Source organism: Amycolatopsis echigonensis (assembly GCF_002846615.1).
In the GTDB taxonomy this organism is placed as follows: Bacteria; Actinomycetota; Actinomycetes; order Mycobacteriales; family Pseudonocardiaceae; genus Amycolatopsis; species Amycolatopsis echigonensis.
Map to the genome: position 1 here is coordinate 6,871,604 of NZ_PJMY01000003.1, position 22,649 is coordinate 6,894,252.

The 22,649-nt window shown below is 70.7% G+C and carries 19 protein-coding genes and 1 pseudogene; 18 read left to right on the forward strand and 2 right to left on the reverse strand.

The annotated features are described in order from the left end of the window. The first annotated feature begins 1 nt into the window (after position 1). The 4 genes and pseudogenes from ATK30_RS37415 (at position 2) to ATK30_RS37430 (ending at position 6,321) form a co-directional block, all read left to right on the forward strand. Positions 2-1,396: a maltokinase N-terminal cap-like domain-containing protein gene (locus tag ATK30_RS37415; protein ID WP_101439459.1), complete on the forward strand. Its 1,395-nt coding sequence runs from the start codon at positions 2-4 to the stop codon at positions 1,394-1,396. A gap of 5 nt (positions 1,397-1,401) precedes the next feature. Beyond that, positions 1,402-3,600: a 1,4-alpha-glucan branching protein GlgB gene (glgB, locus tag ATK30_RS37420; RefSeq protein ID WP_101439460.1), complete on the forward strand. Its 2,199-nt coding sequence runs from the start codon at positions 1,402-1,404 to the stop codon at positions 3,598-3,600. Between the two features lie 275 nt (positions 3,601-3,875). Continuing rightward, positions 3,876-4,700 (forward strand): annotated as a pseudogene (locus ATK30_RS37425) (glycoside hydrolase family 16 protein); the annotation flags it as partial. Positions 4,701-4,902: 202 nt separating this feature from the next. Next, a complete protein-coding gene (locus tag ATK30_RS37430; protein WP_101441272.1) occupies positions 4,903-6,321 on the forward strand; it encodes a S1C family serine protease in 1,419 nt (472 codons plus the stop codon). Positions 6,322-6,350: 29 nt separating this feature from the next. Here the strand turns inward: ATK30_RS37430 and ATK30_RS37435 are convergent, their stop codons facing one another. Further along, positions 6,351-7,172 carry an oxidoreductase gene (locus ATK30_RS37435; RefSeq protein WP_101439462.1) on the reverse strand — a complete coding sequence of 274 codons (822 nt, stop codon included), beginning with the start codon at positions 7,170-7,172 and terminating at the stop codon, positions 6,351-6,353. A 79-nt stretch (positions 7,173-7,251) separates the two neighbouring features. On the opposite strand from ATK30_RS37435, the gene ATK30_RS37440 reads away from it, so the two are divergent. The 3 genes from ATK30_RS37440 (at position 7,252) to ATK30_RS37450 (ending at position 10,568) form a co-directional block, all read left to right on the forward strand. Further along, positions 7,252-7,776 (forward strand): MarR family winged helix-turn-helix transcriptional regulator, encoded by a 525-nt coding sequence (locus ATK30_RS37440; RefSeq protein ID WP_101439463.1) that lies wholly within the window; start codon positions 7,252-7,254, stop codon positions 7,774-7,776. Between the two features lie 62 nt (positions 7,777-7,838). Continuing rightward, on the forward strand, positions 7,839-8,399 hold the full coding sequence (locus ATK30_RS37445) for a cysteine hydrolase family protein (protein WP_101439464.1): 561 nt from the start codon (positions 7,839-7,841) through the stop codon (positions 8,397-8,399). A gap of 1,032 nt (positions 8,400-9,431) precedes the next feature. Beyond that, positions 9,432-10,568 carry an acyltransferase family protein gene (locus ATK30_RS37450; RefSeq protein WP_244194843.1) on the forward strand — a complete coding sequence of 379 codons (1,137 nt, stop codon included), beginning with the start codon at positions 9,432-9,434 and terminating at the stop codon, positions 10,566-10,568. Positions 10,569-10,707: 139 nt separating this feature from the next. Here ATK30_RS37450 and ATK30_RS37455 read toward each other — a convergent pair whose 3' ends face one another. Continuing rightward, positions 10,708-10,983, reverse strand: coding sequence for a YggT family protein (locus tag ATK30_RS37455; RefSeq protein WP_101439465.1), 276 nt, complete (start codon positions 10,981-10,983; stop codon positions 10,708-10,710). Positions 10,984-11,127: 144 nt separating this feature from the next. Here ATK30_RS37455 and ATK30_RS37460 point away from each other — a divergent pair, with 144 nt between their 5' ends. The 11 genes from ATK30_RS37460 (at position 11,128) to ATK30_RS37510 (ending at position 22,645) form a co-directional block, all read left to right on the forward strand. Then, on the forward strand, positions 11,128-12,828 hold the full coding sequence (locus tag ATK30_RS37460) for an IlvD/Edd family dehydratase (protein WP_101439466.1): 1,701 nt from the start codon (positions 11,128-11,130) through the stop codon (positions 12,826-12,828). Next, complete coding sequence (locus ATK30_RS37465) at positions 12,828-13,661, forward strand: fumarylacetoacetate hydrolase family protein (protein ID WP_101439467.1); 834 nt, start codon at positions 12,828-12,830, stop codon at positions 13,659-13,661. Before ATK30_RS37460 ends, ATK30_RS37465 begins: the two co-directional genes overlap by 1 nt. Before the next feature lie 87 nt (positions 13,662-13,748). Next, positions 13,749-15,053 carry an alginate lyase family protein gene (locus ATK30_RS37470; RefSeq protein ID WP_101439468.1) on the forward strand — a complete coding sequence of 435 codons (1,305 nt, stop codon included), beginning with the start codon at positions 13,749-13,751 and terminating at the stop codon, positions 15,051-15,053. A gap of 106 nt (positions 15,054-15,159) precedes the next feature. Next, on the forward strand, positions 15,160-15,444 hold the full coding sequence (locus ATK30_RS37475) for an isoamylase early set domain-containing protein (RefSeq protein ID WP_101439469.1): 285 nt from the start codon (positions 15,160-15,162) through the stop codon (positions 15,442-15,444). Between the two features lie 812 nt (positions 15,445-16,256). Continuing rightward, positions 16,257-16,871 (forward strand): TetR/AcrR family transcriptional regulator, encoded by a 615-nt coding sequence (locus ATK30_RS37480; RefSeq protein ID WP_101439470.1) that lies wholly within the window; start codon positions 16,257-16,259, stop codon positions 16,869-16,871. Positions 16,872-16,877: 6 nt separating this feature from the next. Next, positions 16,878-17,540 (forward strand): enoyl-CoA hydratase/isomerase family protein, encoded by a 663-nt coding sequence (locus tag ATK30_RS37485; RefSeq protein WP_101439471.1) that lies wholly within the window; start codon positions 16,878-16,880, stop codon positions 17,538-17,540. Between the two features lie 127 nt (positions 17,541-17,667). Beyond that, on the forward strand, positions 17,668-18,135 hold the full coding sequence (crcB, locus tag ATK30_RS37490; RefSeq protein ID WP_101439472.1) for a fluoride efflux transporter CrcB: 468 nt from the start codon (positions 17,668-17,670) through the stop codon (positions 18,133-18,135). Continuing rightward, on the forward strand, positions 18,135-18,503 hold the full coding sequence (gene crcB, locus ATK30_RS37495) for a fluoride efflux transporter CrcB (RefSeq protein WP_101439473.1): 369 nt from the start codon (positions 18,135-18,137) through the stop codon (positions 18,501-18,503). The genes crcB (ATK30_RS37490) and crcB (ATK30_RS37495) overlap by 1 nt, the downstream gene beginning before the upstream one ends. A gap of 113 nt (positions 18,504-18,616) precedes the next feature. After that, entirely contained in the window at positions 18,617-19,942 is a 1,326-nt protein-coding gene (locus ATK30_RS37500) for a purine-cytosine permease family protein (protein WP_101439474.1), read from the forward strand. A gap of 66 nt (positions 19,943-20,008) precedes the next feature. Beyond that, the gene (locus ATK30_RS37505; protein WP_101439475.1) at positions 20,009-21,559 is read left to right on the forward strand and encodes a hydantoinase/oxoprolinase N-terminal domain-containing protein; all 1,551 of its coding nucleotides are present in this window, start codon (positions 20,009-20,011) and stop codon (positions 21,557-21,559) included. Positions 21,560-21,562: 3 nt separating this feature from the next. Next, entirely contained in the window at positions 21,563-22,645 is a 1,083-nt protein-coding gene (locus tag ATK30_RS37510) for a DUF917 domain-containing protein (protein WP_101439476.1), read from the forward strand. The last annotated feature ends 4 nt before the right edge of the window (positions 22,646-22,649 follow it).

The following is a 22,649-nucleotide window of genomic DNA, read 5'->3' on the forward strand; positions in this document are numbered from 1 at the left end:
GGTGAGTCCGCTGTCGCACCACGGTCCCCCGTCCGAACTGTCCGAGCTGTCCGGGGCGCTGGCCGCCCTGCTGCCGGACTGGCTGCCCGCGCAGCGCTGGTTCGCGGGCAAGGACCGGCCGGTCGACGAGGTCCGCCCGGCCGGCCTCACCGTGCTGGACGGCCCGGATCCGCTGCTGGTGCACGCGGTCGTCGACGTGGTGCAGGGCGACCGCACCGAGCCCTACCAGCTGCTGATCGGCCGCCGGTCCGGGATTCCCGAGGTCGCGTCGGCGGCGCTGCTCGGCGACCGGCTTTACGAGGCGAGCGGCGACGCGGACCTCGCCGCCGGGCTTCTCGACCGGATGGCGGCGGGCGAGTCCGTCGGGCCGCTGCGGTTCGCGGCGGAACCGGACGCGACGCTCGAGCGCGGGCTGCGTTCGCGGCCGATCACCGCGGAGCAGAGCAACACCTCGCTGGTGTACGGCGGGCAGTACATCCTCAAGCTGTTCCGCAAGCTCAGCCCGGGCATGAACAAAGACCTGCTGCTGCACCGCGCGCTGCAGAAAGCCGGGTGCAAGCACGTGGCGCGCGTGGTCGGCTCGATCTCCGGCGAACTGCACGGCGAACCGGCGACGATGGGGATGCTGCAGGAGTTCCTGCCGGACGCGGTCGACGGGTGGGCGATGGCGACCACGAGCGTGCGGGACCTGCTGGCCGAACCGGACCAGTCGGCGGAGGAAGCGGGCGGCGACTTCGCCGGCGAGGCCGAGCGGCTGGGCGCCGCGGTGGCCGAGGTGCACGCGGACCTCGCGACCGCGCTCGGCACCGAGCCCGCGGACAGCGACGAGCTGGACCGCACGGTGCGCGCGATGACCGAGCGTCTCGACCAGGTGTCCGAGGCGGTCCCGGAGCTGGCCGTGTACGCGCCCGCGCTGCGCGAAGTGTTCGAAGCGGTGCGCGCGCACGAGGCGCCGATCTCGCTGCAGTACATCCACGGCGATCTGCACTTGGGCCAGGTGCTGCGTACCGTCAACGGATGGCTGCTGCTGGACTTCGAAGGCGAACCGGCCGCCCCGGTCGCGGAACGGCACGCGCTGCGCTCGCCGCTGCGCGACGTCGCGGGCATGCTGCGGTCGTTCGACTACGCGGCGCACCAGCGGCTCGTCGGGCAGCCCGAGAACGCGGACGTGACCCGGCACGCGATGGAATGGGCCCGGCGCAACCGCGCCGCGTTCTGCGCCGGGTACGCCCGCGCCGGCGGCCCGGTCGGCGACCCGCGGGAGCACGCGGACCTGCTCCGCGCCTTTGAACTGGACAAAGCGGTGTACGAGGTCGCCTACGAGCACGCGAACCGGCCGGACTGGCTGAGCGTGCCCCTGGCGGCGATCGCCCGCAGCACCGACGGAAGCGAGTGACCCCTGTGAACGCTGTCCCCGCGGATCTGCCCTCGGCGGCGCCGTCACCGATCGACATCGACCGGCTGCTGGCAGGCGAGCACCACGACCCGCATTCGGTGCTCGGCGTGCACACCGTCGGCAGCGACATCGTCGTGCGCGCGCTGCGCCCGGGCGCGACGTCGGTGTCGGTCGTCGCCGGAGAGCGACGCGTCCCGCTGGATCGCGTGGCGGACGCGCTGTTCGCCGCGACGCTGCCGGAACACCCCGGCGACTACCGGATCGAAGTCGGCTACGACAACCAGACGGTCGTCACCGACGACCCGTACCGCTGGCTGCCGACGGTGGGGGAGCTGGACCAGCACCTCATCGGCGAAGGACGGCACGAGCGGCTGTGGGACGTCCTCGGCGCGCACGTGCGCCGGTACGACACCCCGAACGGAGTCGTCGAAGGCGTGTCTTTCGCGGTGTGGGCGCCGACCGCGCGCGGCGTCCGGGTGATCGGCGACTTCAACGCGTGGGAGGGCCGCGGCCATCCGATGCGCTCGCTCGGGTCGTCCGGCGTGTGGGAGCTGTTCGTGCCCGGCGTTTCCGTCGGCAGCTGCTACAAGTTCCGCATCCTCGGCGCGGACGGGCACTGGCACGAGAAGGCCGACCCGATGGCGTTCGCCACCGAGGTGCCGCCCGCGACCGCGTCGAAGGTGACCGAATCCGAGTACACCTGGGGCGACGGCGACTGGGTCGCCCGGCGCGAGGCGACCGACTGGGCGGACGCGCCGATGAGCGTGTACGAGGTGCACCTCGGCTCGTGGCGGCCCGGGCTCGGCTACCGCGAACTGGCCGACCAGCTGGCCGACTACGTCGAGGAAACCGGCTTCACCCACGTCGAGTTCCTGCCGGTGGCCGAGCATCCGTTCGGCGGCTCGTGGGGCTACCAGGTCACCTCGTACTACGCGCCGACGTCGCGGTTCGGCTCGCCGGACGACTTCCGGTACCTGGTCGACCATCTGCACCAGCGCGGCATCGGCGTGCTCGTGGACTGGGTGCCCGCGCATTTCCCGCGCGACATCTGGGCGCTGGCGCGGTTCGACGGCAGCCCGCTGTACGAGCACGAGGACCCGCGCCGCGGCGAGCAGCCGGACTGGGGCACGCTCGTGTTCAACTTCGGCCGCAACGAGGTGCGCAACTTCCTGGTCGCGAACGCACTGTTCTGGCTGGAGGAGTACCACCTCGACGGCCTGCGCGTGGACGCGGTCGCGTCGATGCTGTACCTCGACTACTCCCGCAAGGAAGGGGAGTGGCTGCCGAACGAGTACGGCGGCCGGGAAAACCTTGACGCCGTACGGTTTCTGCAGGAACTGAACGCGACTGTCTACAAGCGACACCCGGGTGTGGTGATGGTGGCCGAGGAGTCCACCGCGTGGCCCGGCGTCACCCGCCCGACGCATCTGGGCGGTCTCGGATTCGGCTTCAAGTGGAACATGGGCTGGATGCACGACACGCTCCGTTACCTGTCGCACGAGCCGATCCACCGGGCGTACCACCACAACGAGATGACCTTCTCGCTCGTGTACGCGTGGAGCGAGAACTTCGTCCTGCCGCTGTCGCACGACGAAGTGGTGCACGGCAAGGGTTCGCTGTGGGAACGGATGCCGGGCGACGACTGGAACAAGGCGGCCGGGCTGCGCGCGCTGCTGGCGTTCATGTGGGCGCATCCGGGCAAGCAATTGCTGTTCATGGGCGGCGAATTCGGCCAGCCGCGCGAATGGTCGGAGTCGCGGCCGCTGGACTGGCCCCTGCTGGAAACCCCGCTGCACCGCGGCGTGCGCGACCTGGTCCGGCAGCTGAACGCGGTCTACCGGGACACCGCCGCGCTGTTCAGCGGCGACGTCCGGCCGGAAGGCTTCCGCTGGATCGACGCGAACGACTCGGCCGGGAACGTGCTGAGCTTCCTGCGCCTGGGCGCGGACGGTTCGCGGCTGGCCTGCATCGCGAACTTCGCCGGAGTCCCGCACCACGACTACCGGGTGGGGCTCCCGTCCGCCGGCCGGTGGACCGAGGTGCTGAACACGGACGCGGAAGCGTACGGCGGCTCCGGAGTCGGGAACCTGGGCGCGGTGGAAGCGACGGAGGAACCGTGGCACGGACAGCCCGCGTCGGCGGTGCTGCAACTGCCGCCGAGCGGGGTGCTGTGGTTGCTGGAGGAACGCCCCGCCGAAGACTGACCTGTCCACCGCTTTCGCTTCCCAGGCCGGGAGGGAACCCCGAGTCCATCGGGTTCCCTCACGGCCTTCCTGCCGTATTGCCCCTCCGGATTGCCCCTCCGGTCCTCCGGTGCTGCCCGGAATTCCTCTGGCAAGCGTCGTTTCCCGGCTCCGGTCGGAAAATGACCCACGGAGCGTCTTGCCGGTGGAGCCGCTGGTCGGCATACTTTGTTGCCATCCACAACAAACCCGGGGTGGCGCCGCCAGGCCGCCCCTCGAGTGATCGAGGGATGACAATGACGTCCACGCACACCCCCTCTCGCTGGCGGCTGCTCGCGGTCCCCGCGGCGCTCGTCCTCGCCGGCGCGGTCGCGCTGACGCCCGCCGGGAACGCCGCGCCCGCCGCCGCTCCGGCCGCCGGGTTCTCCGACGATTTCGACGGCCCGGCCGGCTCTCCCGCCGACGGGAGCAAGTGGAACTACGAAACCGGCGACAACAACGGCAACAACCACGAACGGCAGTGGTACACCTCGGGCGCGGCGAACGCCGCGCTCGACGGCCAGGGCCACCTCGTGATCACCGCGAAGAAAGAGAACTCCGGCAACGCCTGCTGGTACGGCGCGTGCCAGTACACGTCGGCGCGGCTGAACACGTCCGGCAAGTTCAGCCAGGCGTACGGGCACATGGAAGTCCGGATGAAGCTGCCGCGCGGGCAAGGGATGTGGCCGGCGTTCTGGATGCTGGGCGGCGGGCAGTGGCCGGACGACGGCGAGATCGACGTGATGGAAAACATCGGCAAGGAGCCGAACACCGTGCACGGCACCATCCACGGCCCCGGCTACTCGGGAGCGGGCGGCATCGGCGCGGCGTTCACCGGCCCCAACTTCTCCGACGACTTCCACACCTACGCGGTCGACTGGTCGCCGGACAAGATCGTCTGGCTGGTCGACGGCCAGGCCTACGAAACCCGCACTCCGGCGGACCTCAACGGCAAGAAATGGGTGTACGACCACCCATTTTACCTGATCTTGAACCTCGCGGTGGGCGGCGACTGGCCGGGCGACCCGGACGGCGGCACCCAGTTCCCGCAACAGCTGGTGGTCGACTACGTGCACGTGAGCTGACCACCCTCGCCGCCGGAACCCCGGCGGCGCGGAGAAGGCGCGGTCTCCGCGGGCCCCGTCCGGCTCTTTCCCGAGCCGGGCGGGGCTTTTCCGTGCCGCGGCCCGGGTACACAGGTTTCGCACGGACGACGTCAAGGAAAATCTCAGGTAGCAGGTGTTTCCTGAGCTGGCGGAGGGTCACGAGACGCAGGAGCGGACCATGAACGAGCAGGAGCGCAGCGGGCACGGCCAGGGACAGCCCGGTTACGGACAGGCGTACCCCTACTCGCCGGGGGCCGGACAGCCATCCCAGCACGGCTGGGGCCACTGGGGCACTCCGCCGCCGGGTGCGTACGGTCCTCAGCCCGGCGGCCAGCCGTACCCGACCCAGCAGTTCGCCGCGCCGCACCACCAGCGGTCCCGCCATCCGTTGCGGACGGCGGCCCTGACCGCCGGCGCGGTCGCGCTGTCGGTCGCCGTCGGGCTCGGGGTCGGGCACTTCGTGTGGACGCCGTCCGCGCCGTCCGGCGTTTCCGGGAACCAGAACTTCGGTTCGATCGGCAACCAGACCAACCCGTCGAACACGGCGATCGACCCGCAGGCGATCGCGAAGAAGGCCAGCCCGGGAATCGTCAACGTCAACACCGAGCTGGGCTATCAGGGCGCGGCCGCGGCGGGCACCGGCATCGTGCTCACCCCCGACGGCGAGGTGCTCACGAACAACCACGTCGTCGAGGGCGCGACCAGCATCAAGGTCACCGACATCGGCAACGGCCAGACGTACACCGCTTCGGTGCTCGGCTACGACCGCAGCCACGACGTCGCGGTGCTCAAGCTCGCTGACGCGTCCGGGCTGGCGACGGAGACGCTCGGCGATTCCTCGTCGGTCAAGGTCGGCGACGCGGTCGTCGGGCTGGGCAACGCGGGCGGAGCCGGGGGAGCGCCGATCCCGGCGGGCGGTCGGGTGACCGCGCTGAACCAGTCGATCACCGCGTCCGACGAATCGAACAGCTCGTCCGAGAAGCTCAAGGACCTGATCCAGGTCGACGCCAACATCCAGTCCGGCGATTCCGGCGGCCCGCTCGTGAACGGGCAGGGCCAGGTCGTCGGCATGGACACCGCGGCCTCGGCCGGGTACCAGTTCAACGGCGGCGGACGACGCGGCCACGGCGGGCTCGGCAACGGCTTCCCCGGCGACAACTCCCAGGGCGACGGCTCGCAGGGTGACGGCTCGCAGGGTTCCAGCGGGAACGAGGGCTACGCGATCCCGATCAACCAGGCGATCTCCATCGCGCACCAGATCGTCGGCGGCACCGGCTCCGACACGGTTCACATCGGGAAGAGCGCGTTCCTGGGCGTGACCGTCAGCGACGCCGGACAGCAGCAGCAACAGCAGAGCGGAACCGGCACGGGCGCCGCTATCCAAGAGGTCGTCCCCGACGGCGCGGCGGCCAAAGCGGGTCTCGTCGCTGGAGACGTGATCACCGCGGTGGACGGCAAAGCGGTCGACTCGCCCACCGCGCTGACCACCCTGATGGACCAGCACCACCCCGGCGACAAGCTCACCGTGACCGTCGTCGACCAGACCGGTCAGCAGCAGAACGTCACGGTCGTGCCCGCCGAAGGCCCCGTGGGCTGACTCTCCGCGTCATCCGGGCGGCTGAGCGTTCAGTCGTCCGGATAACGCGTGTCCAGCGAGACCTCCTCCCACGCCGCGAGATCGGCGAGCTGCTGCTCGAGCTTCGCCCGGATCCGGGACACCGCCTCGGGCCCGAGCGGCAGCCGCAGCGGCGCGTCCGGAGTGTCGACGAGTGTGACGATGGCCTCCGCGGCCTTCGCCGGATCGTTCGGCTGCACGCCGTCCTGCGCGGAAAACCGTTGGCGCATAACGCCCGCCGGGGTGTCGCGGTAGTCGTCGATAGGTTCGGAAAACGTCATCGACCTCCCGGCGAAGTCCGTCCGGAACGGCCCTGGTTCCACCAGGCTCACCCGGATCCCCAGCGGCGCGACCTCCCCGGCGAGCGCCTCGGACATCCCTTCCAGCGCGAACTTCGACGTCGCGTACAACGCGTGCCCGGGATTCCCGACCACCCCGCCGACCGACGACAGCTGCACGATGTGCCCGCTGCGCTGCGCCCGCAGATGCGGCAGCACCGCGCGCGTGACGTTCAGGACGCCGAACACGTTGGTCTCGAGCACTTGCCGAGCCTGTTCGTCGGTCAGTTCTTCGAGCGCGCCGACCAGCCCGCGCCCGGCGTTGTTGACCAGGACGTCGATCCGCCCGTACTCAGCGATCGCCGCGCTCACTGCGGCTTCCACCGACGCCGGATCCGTGACGTCCAGCCGGGCGGTGAACGTCTTCAAGCCTTCGAGCGCACTCGTGTCGCGAGCCGTGGCCACGACCTTTTCTCCCCGCGCCAGCACAGTTTCGGCGAGCACGCGGCCGAACCCGCTGCTCGCTCCCGTGATGAACCAGACGCGTCCGGACATGCGGACCTCCCCAGGACCAGGTACCTTGATACTCAAACCAAACTACCTTGAGCTTCGAGGGAGTGTCCAGTTGGACTCAGTGGGGGCAGGCCTGGCCGCGTGGCTGGCCGCGATGCCGGACGGCGTGGACGAGCAGGTCGAAGCGGCCCGGCAGCGGATCGGCCGGCTGTCGCGGCAGTTCGAGCAGGTGCTGCGCGGAGTCGCGGAGGAATACGGCTTCAGCACGGGGGACTGGCAAGCGCTGTCGGCGTTGCACCGCTCGGGCCGCGCGGCGGTGCTCACCCCGAAAGAACTGGGCGACCGGCTGGGCGTCACCTCCGGCACCGTCACCGTCCGGATCGACCGCCTGGAACGAGCGGGTTTGGTGGAACGCGTCGCCGCGTCCTCGGACGGCCGGAGCCGCCCGATCCGCCTGACCCGCAAAGGCCGCGCCCGCTGGGCCGCCGCGACTCGGAAACGCACCGAACGAGAGCAGGCGCTGTTCCGGTCCGTGCTGGGTGAGGATGAGCTGGATGGCTTGAACGGTCTCCTGTCCCGCCTGCTGACCCGCTTCGAGGCTGAGTTCGGCCCGTCCTCCCCGCACGACGCCCTCCGCCCGGAGTGACTTCGCCGGTTTTTGTCGGTGGTCGGCGCTAGCGTGAGCGGTATCAGACTGGAGGGAAGATCATGACCACTCTCAAAGACCGGCCGAACACCGCACTGCTGGTCGTCGACGTGCAGAACGGCGTCGTCGCGGACGCGCACGAGCGGGACGGCGTCGTGGCGAACGTGGCCGCGCTGGTGGACAAAGCCCGGGAGGCCGGGGTCCCCGTCGTGTGGGTCCAGCACAACGACGAGGGTTTGGAAAAGGGCAGCTCCGAATGGGAACTGGTCCCGGAGCTGAAGCCCGCGCCGTCGGAACCGCTGGTGGAGAAGTCCTACGGCGACTCCTTCGAAGACACCACCCTGGAGTCAGTCCTCGCCGACCGGGGAGTGGGGCACCTGGTGGTGAGCGGAGCCGAGACGGACGCCTGCATCCGCTCCACCCTGCACGGCGCCTTCGCGCGAGGCTACGACGCGACCCTGGTGAGCGACGCCCACACGACGGGAGACCGCACCACGTGGGGCGCGCCGCCGCCCGCGCAGGTCATCGCGCACACGAACCTGTACTGGACCCACCAGGCCGCACCAGGTCGGACCGCGGGCACGGTCACCACGAAGGAGGTCGCCTTCAAACCGGGTGCGTGAGAGGGGCCGCTCCCGCGTGTGCGACGTCTCGCGGCCGCAGGGGGACGCCTCGCCCGGCGTGTGAGACCGTCGCCTGGAGCCTGGAGCCTGGAGCCTGGAGCCTGGAGCCTGGAGCCTGGAGCCTGGAGCCTGGAGCCTGGAGCCTGGAGCCTGGAGCCTGGAGCCTGGAACCGGGCTGGGCCAGCGCGGTCGGGCCGCGTTCCGGAGCCAGGCGGAGCTGCAGCGGTCGGGCTGCGTTCCGGAGGCGGGCGGGGCTGGAGCGGCGGTGTCGAGCCAGGCCGAGCCGTGGGCTGGAAAGCTGCATGAGGCGAGCGAGGCCCGCTGCGCATTCTCGACCTCGCGTCCACGCGCAGCCTCCGCCGCCGCTCCCGCCCTGCCCGGGACCCGCCGAGTCGCTCCGCAGCACGTCGGCGATCGGCCGGGGAAGGTTCAGCGAGCAGGAGCGGCGTCGTCGGCACGAGTCCGCCGGGACCCGAGTCGGAGCCCCCTCGCGGCGATTCCGGATGGCGACGCCGCACCTTCCCAGCAACGCCTCCACACACTTGGCCGCCCGGGCCCCAACCGTCGTGCGCCCACGGCCCCCGGCGCCCATCCATACCTGCCCGCCGCGGAGCGCGCAGCGCGGCCGGACCAGGCCCACCCCCGAGACCCATCCATACCCGCCCGCCGCGGAGCGCGCAGCGCAGCCGGACCACGACCCCCCCAAGATCGATCCAGCCGCAACTCGGATCACTCTCCGCACTCCGCGAACCGCACCCGTCCAGCGCAACCAAGCAAGCATTCGATCGTCACAACCAACGGGGGAATCCTCCACGCCCCAAGCTAAAACCCCTCGCTCACCGCAGCCCACAGCAGCAAACGACCGCACGCGCGACGAACCCTCCAGGCGGAAATCCCTCTGCCACCACGGCTTTCCCCGGAACGCTCGTCTCCCCGGAGCCGCGAACCCGCGCCCTGTACCGGAAATGCCGCTCCCGACACGCCCCAGGGTCCCTCCGCGTCGCGCGAACCCCACCAGCTACGGTGACTCGCGTGTCCTCGTTCCGTCCGGTGAGCATGTCTTCGGGGAACCGGCGGATCAGCTGGGACCTCGTGCGCGGTGGGTGCGTCGTGCTGGTGCTGCTGTACCACGCGACCTTCATGAGCGTCGTCGTGCATCCGGAACTGGGGCCGCGGCGGTTCGTGTTCCCGCATCAGATCGGGGCGAGCCTGCTGCTCGTGATTTCCGCGTACTTCGCCGCCGTCACGATCGGGCGCGGGTCGCTCGGCCGGTACTGGTGGGGGCGGATCGCGCGGTTGCTGCCGCCGTTCCTCGCGGCCGTCGTGGCGATCTACTTCGCGCTGCGGTACCTGTCGCCGCCCGGCTGGTTCAGCCCGCGGTTCGGGGACCTCGTCGGCAATCTCCTGATGCTCTGGAACTGGAAGCCCGCCGACTTCCCCTTCCTCGACGGCTCCCACTGGACGATTCCCCTGCAGCTCATGGCGTTCACGTTCGCCGCGCTGCTCTACCGCGGCAGCTGGGGCCACGGCCGCAAGTTCCGCGTCCTGATGTGGACCGCCCTGCTCGTCCCGCTCGCGCAATGGCCGCTGCGCATCGCCGGCCCGCCCGAGTGGTACCGCGTGATCGTCGACGGTTTCGGATTCCACCGCTGGCACCTCTTCGTCGCCGGCGTCGCGGTCTGGCTCTGGACGAAGAAACGGATGTCCACGACGGAATTCGTGCTGCTGGAAGTCCTCTGCGTCACCGCGCACGCCCTGCACGGCGCGGCGGTCACCCCAGCCGGAATCGACGTCGAATGGGGCTCGACGCTCGGCATCGCGGCCGGGATCGCGGTGATCTCGCTCGCCGCGGCCGGCCCGGACTGGAACCGGGTCCTGCCGTCGTTCGCCCAGCGCGCGATCACGTGGTTCGCCGGCATCTCCTACGGCGTCTTCCTGATCCACCAGGCCATCGGCTACCTCGTGCTGCACTGGCTGTCCGGCCTCGGCGCCGACCCGCTGCTGCAAACCGCCGCCATGATCGCCACCGGCGTCCTTCTCGGCTGGGCCCTCACCCGCCTGGTCGAACGGCCCGCCCACCGCTTTCTCATGCGCGGCTACGACTCCTGGGCCTCCCGTCGACGCCCCGACGACGAACCGACCCCGGTCACCGCGGGAAAGCCCGGCTGACGCTCAGCGCCTCGTCAGCCCGAACCAGCGCGCCGGAACCCGCCCGACCGGTCCGGCACAAGCCGGTCAACCGTGCGCGGCTTCGACCGCCTGGTGAACCAGAGCTCCACCTCGCAGCGGCAGGCAAACCGGCGGCTGCTCACAACGCAAACGCGATGGACCGCACCACCAACGCCGCCACGAACACGACCGTGAACGCCAGATCGAACGCCACCCCGCCGGCCCGCACCGGCGGCAGCACCCGCCGCACCGGGGCGAGCACCGGTTCGGTCGCCCGGTGGCTGATCCGGCGCGCCTGGCCGAGCCACGCGGGCCCGGTCGCGACCAGGCGGGTCCAGTCCAGGACCATCCGCACCACCAGCACCACGATGAACACGGTCAGGACGTACCCGACCAGGGTCCCGATCAGGCTCATCGCACACCTCGCGTTTCCGGGGACGTTCTCACCCCTCCAACGCTCGGCAGCCCCGCGAAGTGTCCGGTTCACCGGAATTCTCAGCCGATTGCCAGGATCCGCCCGATCGGGTATCGAGGAGGTTCCGGAGAAGGGAGTCGGCGGGTGCGCAGTGCGGCGTGGTTCGGGGCGTCCGGCCGGGCGGGGATGATCCACCGGTCGTGGATGCGGTCCCAGGGCTTCGGCCCGGAGGTGTTCGACGGCCGCCCGGTGATCGGCATCGCGGTGAGCGCCTCCGAGCTGGCCCCGTGCAACGTCCACCTCGACCGCGTCGCCGAAGCGGTCAAGCGCGGCGTCTGGCAGGCGGGCGGCTTCCCGCTCGCCTTCCCGACGATGGCGACCGGCGAGACGCTCATGCGTCCCACCGCGATGCTCTACCGCAACCTGATGGCGATGGAGGTCGAGGAGCTGATCCGCGCCAACCCGCTCGACGGCGTCGTCCTCCTGTCCGGCTGCGACAAGACGACCCCGGCGATGCTGATGGGCGCGGCGAGCGTCGACCTGCCCGCGGTGATGGTCACCGGCGGCCCGATGCTCAACGGGAAGTTCCGCGGCGGCGACGTCGGCTCGGGCACGCACGTCTGGAAGTTCGAGGAAGAACTGAAGGCCGGCCGGATGACCGAGGAGGAGTGCTTCTTCGCCGAAGGCTGCATGGCCCGTTCGAACGGCCACTGCATGACCATGGGCACCGCCTCGACGATGGCCTGCCTCGCCGAAGCGCTCGGCATGCAGCTGCCCGGTTCGGCCACCTGGCCCGCGGTCGACGCGCGCCGCTTCGAGACCGCGCAGGCAGCCGGTCAGCGCATTGTCGCGATGGTGGGGGAAGACCTGCGGCCGTCGCGGATCCTTACCCGCGCGGCATTCGAGAACGCGATCCGCGTCAACGCGGCGATCGGCGGGTCCACCAACGCGATCGTGCACCTGCTCGCGCTGGCTGGCCGCGTCGGCGTCCCGCTCGCGATGCGCGACTTCGACGAACTGGGCCGAGCCGTCCCCACGCTGGTGAACCTGATGCCCTCAGGCCGGTTCCTCATGGAGGATTTCTGTTACGCCGGGGGAGTTCCCGTGGTGCTGACGAGGCTCGCCGAAGCCGGACTTCTGCACACCGACGTCCGCACGGTAACCGGCAAACCCCGGGAACCCGCGGAGTGCTGGAACGACGAGGTGATCACGACAGTCGAGGCGCCGTTCCAGCCGCCCGGCACCGGAACCGCTGTGCTCACCGGGAATCTCGCCCCGGAGGGCGCGGTGCTGAAGCAGTCGGCCGCGTCGCCGGAGCTGCTCACGCACACCGGTCCGGCGCTGGTCTTCGACACCGCGGAGGACTACCACCGCGTCGCCGACGATCCGGGACTGCCGGTCACTCCGGACACGGTCCTCGTGATCCGCGGCGCGGGCCCGAAGGGTTACCCGGGCATGCCGGAGGTCGCGAACGTCCCGGTGCCGAAGAAGCTGATCGAGCGGGGAATCACCGACGTGGTGCGGATTTGCGACGGCCGGATGTCCGGCACCGGCTACGGCACGGTCGTGCTGCACGTGAGCCCGGAATCGGCGGTCGGCGGCCCGCTCGCGCTCGTCCGCACCGGCGACCGGATCACGCTCGACACCCCGGCGCGCCAGCTGACCCTGCACGTGCCCGACGACGAACTCGCCGCCCGTCGCGCAGCGTGGACGCCGCCGGAAAGCCCTTACCGCAGCGGCTACACCTGGCTCTACCGTGAGCACGTCACCCAGGCCCACCTCGGTGCGGACTTCGATTTCCTGCACGGCACTCGCGGTTCGGCCGTGCCGAGGGATTCGCACTGATGCGCCGCCTCGTGAAGACCGTCGCGGGCTGGAAGGTCACCGACGGCGAGTCCGTCGGCGCGCTCCCGCCCGGGACAACGCTCGGCGCCCTGCTGGCCTTGTCCGCCGACGAGTTCGCCGAAGCGCTGGCGATCGAGTTGACGCCAGGAGAGCCGGGGGAGCTGCGAGCGCCGGTCGACGACGACACCGAGGTATGGGCCGCCGGAGTCACCTACGAGGTGTCCCGCGAGGCGCGGATGGAGGAGAGCCGCGACGCCGACGTCTACGCGCGGGTCTACGACGCGGAGCGGCCGGAGCTGTTCTTCAAGAGCGTGGGGCATCGCGTGCGCGGGCCGGGCGAGCCGATCGGCGTGCGCGAAGATTCCTCGTGGGACGTTCCGGAACCCGAATTGGCGTTGGTGTGCAACACAAGCGGGGAGATCGTCGGCTACACGATCGTCAACGACGTGAGTTCGCGCAGCATCGAAGGCGAGAACCCGCTGTACCTGCCGCAGGCCAAGATGTACCGCGGCTCGTGCGCGGCCGGGCCGTGGATCGTGCCCGCGCAGGAGATCCCCGACCCGTACGCGCTCGGCATCACCGTGACGATCCACCGCGCCGGGGAACTGCTCTGGACCGGGGAGACGTCCACCGCGCGGCTGCACCGCCGGTTCACGGATCTGGTCTCGTGGCTCTATCGCGGCGACGTTTTCCCGCGCGGCGCCGTCCTGGCCACCGGGACATCCGCTGTTCCCGGCCCGGACGTCACGCTCGAGGCAGACGACGAGGTCACCATCATGATCGAGGGCCTCGGCACCCTCCGGAACCCGGTTCGGCGCGGCCGGTCCGCCTGACTTCCTCTTGACGCGGCGAGGCGCGTTCGGTTATCCAATCTCAGTTCACATATCTGTGGAGTGTTCATATTCTTGAATGGAGTTGCGGTGCTGCCTCCTTCCCGGTCTTCCCGTCCGCGTCGTCTCGCGGCGGTTCTCGCGACGGTCGCGGGCCTGCTCGCGGCCACTGCCGGAGCGGCGACCGCCGCGCCCGCGCCCAGGTCGTGTTCGTTCGTCTGCGTGCCGGACACGGTGGTGCTCGACGGTGTGCACCTGGCAGGCAACAAAATCGGCCTGAGGGTCGGGAATCCGACGCTGCGCACGTCGCTGTCGAACCTGCTGAAACAGGCCGACGACGCGCTGACCAAGGGCCCGTGGACGGTCGTCGACAAGGAGCGCGTCCCGCCGAGCGGCGACAAGCACGACTACCTGAGCCTCGCCCCGTACTACTGGCCGAGCCAGCCGAAAACGCCGGAGAACCCGCAGGGCTGCCCGTACGTGGACCGCGACGGCGAGGTCAATCCGGAGATGAAGAACGTGCCGGACAAGGCCGAGCGGCTCGTCGCGTTCAACTCGATCTACCAGCTTTCGCTCGCCTGGTACTACACCGGCAAGGCCGAATACGCCCAGCGCGCCGAGCTCGACCTGCGCACCTGGTTCCTCGACGCGGCCACGAAAATGAACCCGAACCTGAACTTCGCGCAGGGCATCCCGTGCAAGACCGACGGGCGGGGGATCGGCATCATCGAGTTCTCCTACACCTTCACCCAGGTCCTCGACGCCGCCCGGATCCTCGAAGCGGGCGCGCCCGGCTGGACCAAGGCCGACGGGAAGGCGTTCCGCGGCTGGTCCTCGGACTTCCTGACCTGGCTGCGCACCAGCAAGAACGGCACCGACGAGGCCAAGGCGACCAACAACCACGGCACGTTCTACGACCTGCTCACCGCGGCGACCGCGAGTTACGTCGGCCAGCGCGACCTGGCCCGCCGGATCATCCGCGACTCCGGCAAGGCCCGCATCGACCACCAGATCGCCGCGGACGGCAGCCAGCCCGAGGAATCCACCCGCACGCGGACGTACCACTACCACACGTTCAACCTGGTCGCGCTGACCCGGCTCGCGCAGCTGGGCCGGCACCTGGGCGTGGACCTGTGGTCGTACCGGAATCCTCAGGGCGGCAGCATTTTCGCCGCGGTCGACCACCTGCTCCCGGCGGCCACCGGTGCTTCGCCGTGGCCCTTGCCGGACATCCATTTCACGCAGTACGCGGCCCTCGACAGCGTCCACGCCGCCGCCGACGCGGGGGACTGGAAAGCCCGGGCCGCGATCGGCCGCATCCCGGTCCCGCCCGGCGGCGACCTGTTCCCGGTGCGCCCGGCGGCCGAGCAACTGGACGACGTTTCCACCACCTGACCCCCGGTTTTCACCCGGACGCGGCACCCGCCGCGTCCGGGCTTCCGGCGGCGGTCATGGAACGATTCAGAACGACCGATTCGCCGGAACGGGAAAGGGAAACGCCGTGATCAAGACCAGCCGCAAGAACGGCTCCGGGGCCCGGCGGGTGACGTTCGTCCTGCCGCTCGACACCCCGCCCGGACCGGTGAGCGTGGTCGGCGACTTCAACGACTGGCAGCCCGGCCGCCACGAACTCCGCAAACGCTCGAACGGCACGCGCTCGGCCGCGGTGGAAGTCCCGCCGGGGGCGCGGCTGCGCTTCCGCTACCTGGCCGAAGGCGGCCGCTGGCTGGACGACCCGGACGCGACCGCCCGCGACGGGCTGGACTGCCTCTACATCGCGGACTGACCCGGACTGCCGCAGTCTCCCCGGGCCGGCGAGGTTCAGTCTGCGGGGAGGCGGCCCGGCTCACGGGAACGTGGCGGAATTCCTCCTGTGCGGCGAACGTCGGCTGGGCGTCGCGCCGAGGGGCGGCCTGGACTCGGGAAGCGGCTCGGCCGGATCGGGTTCCCGGCGGCGAGCGCTCGCTCGGGGCGGCACTTTGGCTGGCAGGCACTCGGTGACGGTGCCAAGGGACCAGCCCGGATCGGGCGAACTGCGTGGCCCGGCAGGCGCGGCGACAGGCCCTCGCGCGGGGCAGCGCTTTGGCTGTCTGGCAACTGGTGCGGTGCCGAGGGGCGGTCCGGATCTGGCAGCCAGTGTGCGGCCGGGTCGGTTTTCGGGCGATGAGCCCCGCGCGGGGCAGCACCTTGGCTGGCAGTCAACTGCCGTGGTGCCGAGGGCGCCGGGATCAGGCGATGAGCGCGGCCGGGTCGGGTTCGCGGCGGCAGGCTCTTTTTGGGCAGTGCCTTGGCTGACGACTGGTGCGCTGCCGAGCGGCAGTCTGGCTCAGGCAGCCAGCGCGACCGGTCGGGTTCCCGGCGGCGAGCGCTCGCTCCGAAAGGCCCCTGACCGGCGAGGCGTCGACCGGCCGCTGGCGGGACCAGCGAAAACCAGGCGGCAACCCGCCAAGTTCCCGCTCCCGCACCGTGTTCCGGCGGCGAATCCCCGGCGTCTCGCGAGCGCGAACTCCGGTTCTCCCCGGCGGAAGCCCGACCGTCTTCTGCGTTCCGCATCACCCCGCCCTAGTTTTGGAGCATGAGCTCCATTACTATTCCCCCATGCCCCGCCCCCGGATCCACGATCCCGAGCTGATCCTCGACACCGCCGAGCGTCTCATCGCCGACTCGGGTCCCGAGGCGCTCACCGTCCGGCGGCTCGCGCACGAAGCGGGCGTCCCGAACAGCACGATCTACCACGCCTTCGCCAACCTTCCCGCCCTGATCGGCCGGACCTGGCTCCGCGCCGCCACCTTCTTCCTCGACGAACAAGAGCGGCTGGTCCACGAAGCCTCCGACCCGGTCGAAGCGGTAGTCGCGGCCGCCGACACGCCCGCCGTGGTCGCCGACGCCCGTCCGGACGCCGCGCGGATGATGATCGCCGTCCCGTCCAAGCGCGTGCTGGGCCCGCAATTGCCCGACGAACTCGCGGAAGCCTTGCACGCCTTGGACAAACGCCTGGTCCGGCTCCTCGTCCGCCTCGCGCGTCAGCTCTGGAACCGCGGCGACGGCCCGGCTGTCGAGGTCATCACCGCCTGCGTCGTCGACCTCCCGACCGCCCTGCTGCGCCGCGAACTCGCCACCGGACCCGCCAGCGCGGACAGTCGCGCACGGCTGGCCGCGGCGGTCCGTGCCGTCCTCGCCCTGGAACCACCGAAAAAGTCCAGAAAGGACTGACCGCACATGCCCACCCTCACCGCCACCGGCCCGGTTCACGTGCTCGACTTCGGCGCGGACGAAAACCGTTTCGCCCCACCGTGGCTGGACGAAGTCCACGCGCATCTCGACACGGTCGCCGCGGGCAAGGAACCCGCCGCGCTCGTCACGATCGGCAGCGGCAAGTACTACTCCAACGGCCTCGACCTCGACTGGCTCACCAGCCACCCAGGCGACGCCGGCAAGTACGTCGCCGGCATCCACGACCTGTTCGCCCGCGTGCTCGCGCTGCCGGTCCCGACGATCGCCGCGGTCAACGGGCACGCCTTCGGCGGCGGCGCGATGCTCGCCATGGCCCACGATTTCCGCATCATGCGCGAGGACCGCGGCTACTTCTGCTTCCCCGAGGCCGACCTCAACCTCCCGTTCACCCCGGGCATGGCCGCCCTGGTCCAGGCGAAGCTCACCCCGGCCGCCGCGGTCGCGTCGATGACCACCGGGAGCCGGTTCGGCGGTCCGCAAGCGAAAGCGCTCGGCCTGGTCGACGCGACCGCCGCGCTGGACGACCTGCGCACCGCGGCGATCGACCGAGTCGCTCCGCTGGCCGGAAAGGACCGCGGCACGCTCGGAGCGATCAAGTCCACTATGTTCGGTCCGGCGCTGACCGCGTTGCGGGAGACGGGGAACTGATCGGGTAAGCTCGCGTCCGCGCGGCGGTGGGGCTCGCCGCTCCGGGATCGCCCGGACAACCGCGGCCGAGGCCGCCAACAGTCCCTGCTCGAACGGTGATCCGTGCCCGTGGAGTAGGGAGAAGACTGTGCCTGAAGAACCTCTCGACCCGGACGTCGACCTCCGGGATCCCGCGCAGCAGCGCGAACTCGTCCGGCACCATGTGTCGGTGCTCGGCGTGATCGCGCTCGGCGGGGGCCTCGGCGCGCTGGCCCGCTACGGCCTCGCGCAGGCCCTTCCCGCCGAGCCCGGCGGGTTCCCGTGGGCGACCTTCTGGACGAACGTCGCGGGGTGCTTCCTCATCGGCGTGCTGATGGTGCTGGTCACCGAGGCGTGGTCGGCGCACCGGCTGGTGCGGCCGTTCCTCGGCGTCGGCGTGCTCGGCGGCTTCACCACGTTCTCCACGTACGCGGTCGAAGCGCGCAACCTGCTCCGGCCGGACACCGTGCCGCTGGCCTTCGCTTATCTCGGCGGAACGCTCGCCGCCGCGCTGCTCGCCGTCCTGCTGGGACACGCGATCACCCGCAAGCTGGTCCCGGTGGAGGTGGCTGTCTGATGACTGTCCTCCTCGTCTTCCTCGGCGCCGCGGTCGGAGCACCGATGCGGTACCTGACCGACCGGGCCGTCCAGTCCCGGCACCAGAGCCTGTTCCCGTGGGGCACGTTCACCGTCAACCTGATCGGCTGTGTCCTGCTCGGCGGGCTCGCCGGTGCCGGGACTGCGCTGCCCGCGGCGGTCTATTCGCTCCTCGGCACCGGATTCTGCGGCGCGCTGACGACATACAGCACGTTCAGCTACGAAACCGTCCGGCTGGTCGAGCGCCGGGCGTACTTCGTCGCGGCGGCGAACGTGGTCGTCAGCATCGCGGCGGGCGTCGGCGCGGCAGCGTTCGCGTACGAGGCTGTCCACGCCTTGGCCGGGTAAGGGTGCGATTCGCACTGCCGGACTGCCCGGGTTGTGCGGATCGCACGGTGACCTCGCCGGAGCCGCTGCTTACGGTGCTGGGAACCGTTCCCCTCCCGGATTAGGAGGTCGCCATGGCCTCGGCTGTCGGTGTCGACGATTACGCGCTGACCAGGGTGCCCGATTCCGCCCGTTATTCGTGGTGGTCGGTCGCTGTGCAGCGGTTCGGCCAGGTTTCCGCGTTGTCCCAGTTCCTGCTCGGCGCCACGATCGGCTTCGGGATGACCTTCGGGAACGCCGTGCTGGCGTTCACGTTCGGTTCGGTCATCCTCGAACTGATCACCGTCCTCGTCGGCGTGATCGGCGTCCGCGAGGGCCTCGCCACCTCGATGATCGCGCGCTGGACCGGCTTCGGCCGCGGCGGCTCCGCGCTCATCGGGCTGGCCATCGGGATCAGCCTGATCGGCTGGTTCGGCATCCAGTCCGCGGTGTCCGCGCAAGGTCTCGCCGCGCTGGTCGGCGGGCTGCCGGAATGGGGCTGGGCACTCGTGTTCGGCCTGGTGGTGACCGCGATCGTGGTCCGCGGCTTCCACTCGATGGCGTGGACGGCGTACCTGATGGTGCCCGCGTTCCTGATCCTGGTCGGCTGGTCGGTGGTCTCCGAACTGACCCGGCACGACCTCGGCGCGCTCGTGGCGTCCGCGCCGCCGGGCCCGCAGCTGAGCCTGCTGCAGGGCACGACGCTGGTCGCGGGCGGGTTCATCGTCGGCGCGGTGATCACGCCGGACATGACCCGGTTCAACCGCACCACCGCCGACGTCGTCAAGCAGACGCTCGTCGGCGTCACGCTCGGCGAGTACGTGATCGGCCTGGCCGGCGTGCTGCTCGCGCACGCGGTCGGCACGGCGCAGATCACCACGATCGTCACGTCGTCGGTCGGCTGGGTCGGGCTGCTGATCGTCATCGCGGGCACGATGAAGATCAACGACTGGAACCTGTACTCGTCCGGGCTCGGCGTCGTGAACTTCATCGGCACCGTGTCCGGCAAACGGGCGCACCGTGGCCTGGTCACCGCCGTGCTCGGCGTGGTGGGCAGCGTGCTCGCCGCGGCCGGGATCCTGTCGAAGTTCACCGATTTCCTGACCGTGCTCGGGGTCGCGTTCCCGCCCATCGCCGGGATCATGGTCGCGGAGTACTTCGTGGTGAAGCAGTGGCGCGGCGACCTGGAGGAGGCTCGCGCCCGGGGCGCGGTGCCCACCGACGCCCCGGTGTGGGTGCCCGCGACGATCGTCGTCTGGATCGCCGCCGCGCTCTTCGGCGAGTTCGTGGACTGGGGCCTGCCCAGCATCAACTCGCTCGTCGTCGCTTTCGTTCTGTACGTGGCCGCCGGGAAGCTCGGCCTGGTCCGCGGGGTCGGCAAGAGCCGCACCGCGGACGCCGAACCGGCCCCGGCCGCCTAAGCCCTCGTGGGCGGCGATCCCGGTGAGAACGGGGATCGCCGCTCCCGACACCTGGAAGGAGTTTTCGTGCGCATCGGCATCGACGTCGGCGGCACCAACACCGACGCGGTCCTGCTGGACGGCCGCGAGGTGCTCGCCTCGATCAAGACCAGCACCACCGAGGACGTCACCTCGGGCATCGTCGCCGCGATCGACGGGCTGCAGCGGCAGCGGGCGTTCGACCCGGCCGCGGTGCGGGCGGTGATGATCGGCACGACGCACTTCATCAACGCGCTGGTCGAGGCGCACCGGCTGGCCCCGACGGCGGCGGTGCGGCTCAGCCTGCCCGCCGGCGCGTCGCTGCCGCCGATGGTGGACTGGCCGCAGCGGCTGGTCGACGCGGTGTCCGGGCGCAGCTATCTGGTGCACGGCGGCCACGAGTTCGACGGACGGCACATCGCCGAACTGGACGAGAGCGAACTGCGCAAGGCCGCCGAGGACATGGGTGCGGCCGGGGTCCGCAGCGTCGCGATCACGTCGGTGTTCTCGCCGGTGAACGCGGAGTTCGAGGCGCGGGCGGCGGAGATCATCTCTTCGCAGCTGCCGGACGTCGCGGTCTCGCTGTCCCACGAAATCGGCCGGATCGGCTTGCTGGAGCGGGAAAACGCGACCGTCATCAATGCCGCGCTGCGCGAGTTGGCGGCGCACATCGTGGACGGTCTGGCCGCGTCGGTGACCGGTGCGGGCATCTCCGCGCCGCTGTACCTGAGCCAGAACGACGGCACGCTGATGGACGTCGATTTCGCGCGCCGCTACCCGGTGGCGACCTTCGCGTCCGGCCCGACCAACTCGATGCGCGGCGCGGCGGTGCTGTCCGGTTTGGACACTTGCGCGGTGGTCGACGTCGGCGGCACGACGAGCGACGTCGGCGTGCTGCGGCAGGGTTTCCCGCGCGAAGCGACCACGGACGTGAGCGTGGCCGGGATCCGCACGAACTTCCGGATGCCGGACGTCCTTTCGATCGGCATCGGCGGCGGCAGCCGGGTCCGCGGCGACGCGTCCGGCGTGACCGTCGGCCCGGATTCGGTGGGCTACGAGCTGACCTCGAAGGCGCTCGTCTTCGGCGGGGACACCTTGACCGCCACGGACATCGCGGTCGCGGCCGGCCGGGCCGAAATCGGCGACCCGTCGCTGGTCGCGCACCTCGACCGGGACTTCGTGAAGGCGGCGCTGGACCGGATCGCGGCGGATGTTTCCGACGTCGTGGACCGGATGCGCACGTCGTCCGAGCCGCTTCCGGTGGTCGCCGTCGGCGGTGGTTCGGTGCTGCTGCCGGACGAGCTGGCGGGTTCGGGCGAGGTCCGCCGGCCGGACCACTACGCGGTGGCCAACGCCATCGGCGCGGCGATCGCGCAGATCGGCGGCGAGGTCGACCGGGTGTACGTGATCGAGCCCGGCCGTCGCGAAGCCGTGGTGGACGAGGCGAAGCAGGAAGCGGTCGACCGCGCGGTGGCCGCCGGCGCGAGCCCGGCGTCCGTCGGCATCGTCGACTTCGACGAGGTGCCGATCCCGTACCTGCCCGGCAACGCCACCCGGATCCGGGTCAAGGCGGTCGGCGACCTGCAGCTGGGGGCGTGAACGATGCCGGAGATCAAGACCGAGATCACTGAACACGACCTGGACGACATCGCGCGCGGCGCGGCGATTCTCGGCACCGGCGGCGGGGGAGACCCGTACATCGGACGGCTGCTGGCGCATTCCGCGGTCCGCGAGCACGGTTCGGTGCCGTTGGCGAAAATGTCCGATTTGGACGATGACGCGGTGGTGCTGCCGGTCGCGATGATGGGCGCACCGACGGTGATGGTGGAAAAACTGCCGTCGGCCGAACAGGTCGGACTCGCCGCCCGGACGCTGGCCACCTACCTGGGCAAGGAACTCACGCACATCGCCTGCGCCGAAGCGGGCGGCGTCAACTCGCTGATCCCGGTCGTCGCGGCGGCGCAACTCGGGCTGCCGCTGGTGGACGCGGACGGCATGGGCCGCGCGTTCCCGGAACTGCAGATGGTTTTGCCGACGCTGTACGGAATCCGCGCGACGCCGATGTCCATTGCGGACGAGAAGGGCAACCGCGGTGTTCTGGACACTGTGGACAATCATTGGGCGGAGCGGCTGGCCCGGTCGGCGACCATCGACATGGGGTGCTCGGCGATGATCAGCAACTACGCGATGTCCGGTGCGCAAGCGCGCGAATCGATGGTGCCGGGCACGCTGACCCTCTGCGCGGAACTCGGCGCGCTCGTGCGGCAGGCCCGCGAAGCGCACGAGAACCCGGTGGACCGCGTCGTGGCGCGGCTGCGCGGCCGGACGCTGTTCAGCGGCAAGGTCGTCGACGTCGCCCGTCGCACCGTCACCGGGTTCGCCCGCGGCGAGGCTCGATTGTCCGGAATGGACGGTGACACCGGTTCGGAGATGGTGCTGCGCTTCCAGAATGAGCACCTGGTGGCCGAGGTCGACGGCGAGGTGCGCGCTTCGGTGCCGGACCTCATTTGCACGCTCGACCGTGAATCCGGCGAGGCCGTCACCACCGAAGGCCTGCGCTACGGCCAGCGGGTGACGGTGATCGCGGCCCCGGCGGACCCGCGCTGGCACTCCCCGGAAGGCATCGCGCTGGCCGGTCCCCGGTACTTCGGCTATGACTTGGACCCGATCGGGGTTGCAGGATGAGCGA

Coding starts and splice junctions, on each gene's coding strand:
- crcB (WP_101439473.1), top strand. CDS start 18,135: ATGACTGTCCTCCTCGTCTTCCTCGGCGCCGCGGTCGGAGCACCGATG.
- ATK30_RS37500 (WP_101439474.1), top strand. CDS start 18,617: ATGGCCTCGGCTGTCGGTGTCGACGATTACGCGCTGACCAGGGTGCCC.
- ATK30_RS37445 (WP_101439464.1), top strand. CDS start 7,839: ATGACCACTCTCAAAGACCGGCCGAACACCGCACTGCTGGTCGTCGAC.
- ATK30_RS37480 (WP_101439470.1), top strand. CDS start 16,257: ATGCCCCGCCCCCGGATCCACGATCCCGAGCTGATCCTCGACACCGCC.
- ATK30_RS37435 (WP_101439462.1), bottom strand. CDS start 7,172: ATGTCCGGACGCGTCTGGTTCATCACGGGAGCGAGCAGCGGGTTCGGC.
- ATK30_RS37455 (WP_101439465.1), bottom strand. CDS start 10,983: ATGAGCCTGATCGGGACCCTGGTCGGGTACGTCCTGACCGTGTTCATC.
- ATK30_RS37430 (WP_101441272.1), top strand. CDS start 4,903: ATGAACGAGCAGGAGCGCAGCGGGCACGGCCAGGGACAGCCCGGTTAC.
- ATK30_RS37465 (WP_101439467.1), top strand. CDS start 12,828: ATGCGCCGCCTCGTGAAGACCGTCGCGGGCTGGAAGGTCACCGACGGC.
- ATK30_RS37510 (WP_101439476.1), top strand. CDS start 21,563: ATGCCGGAGATCAAGACCGAGATCACTGAACACGACCTGGACGACATC.
- ATK30_RS37485 (WP_101439471.1), top strand. CDS start 16,878: ATGCCCACCCTCACCGCCACCGGCCCGGTTCACGTGCTCGACTTCGGC.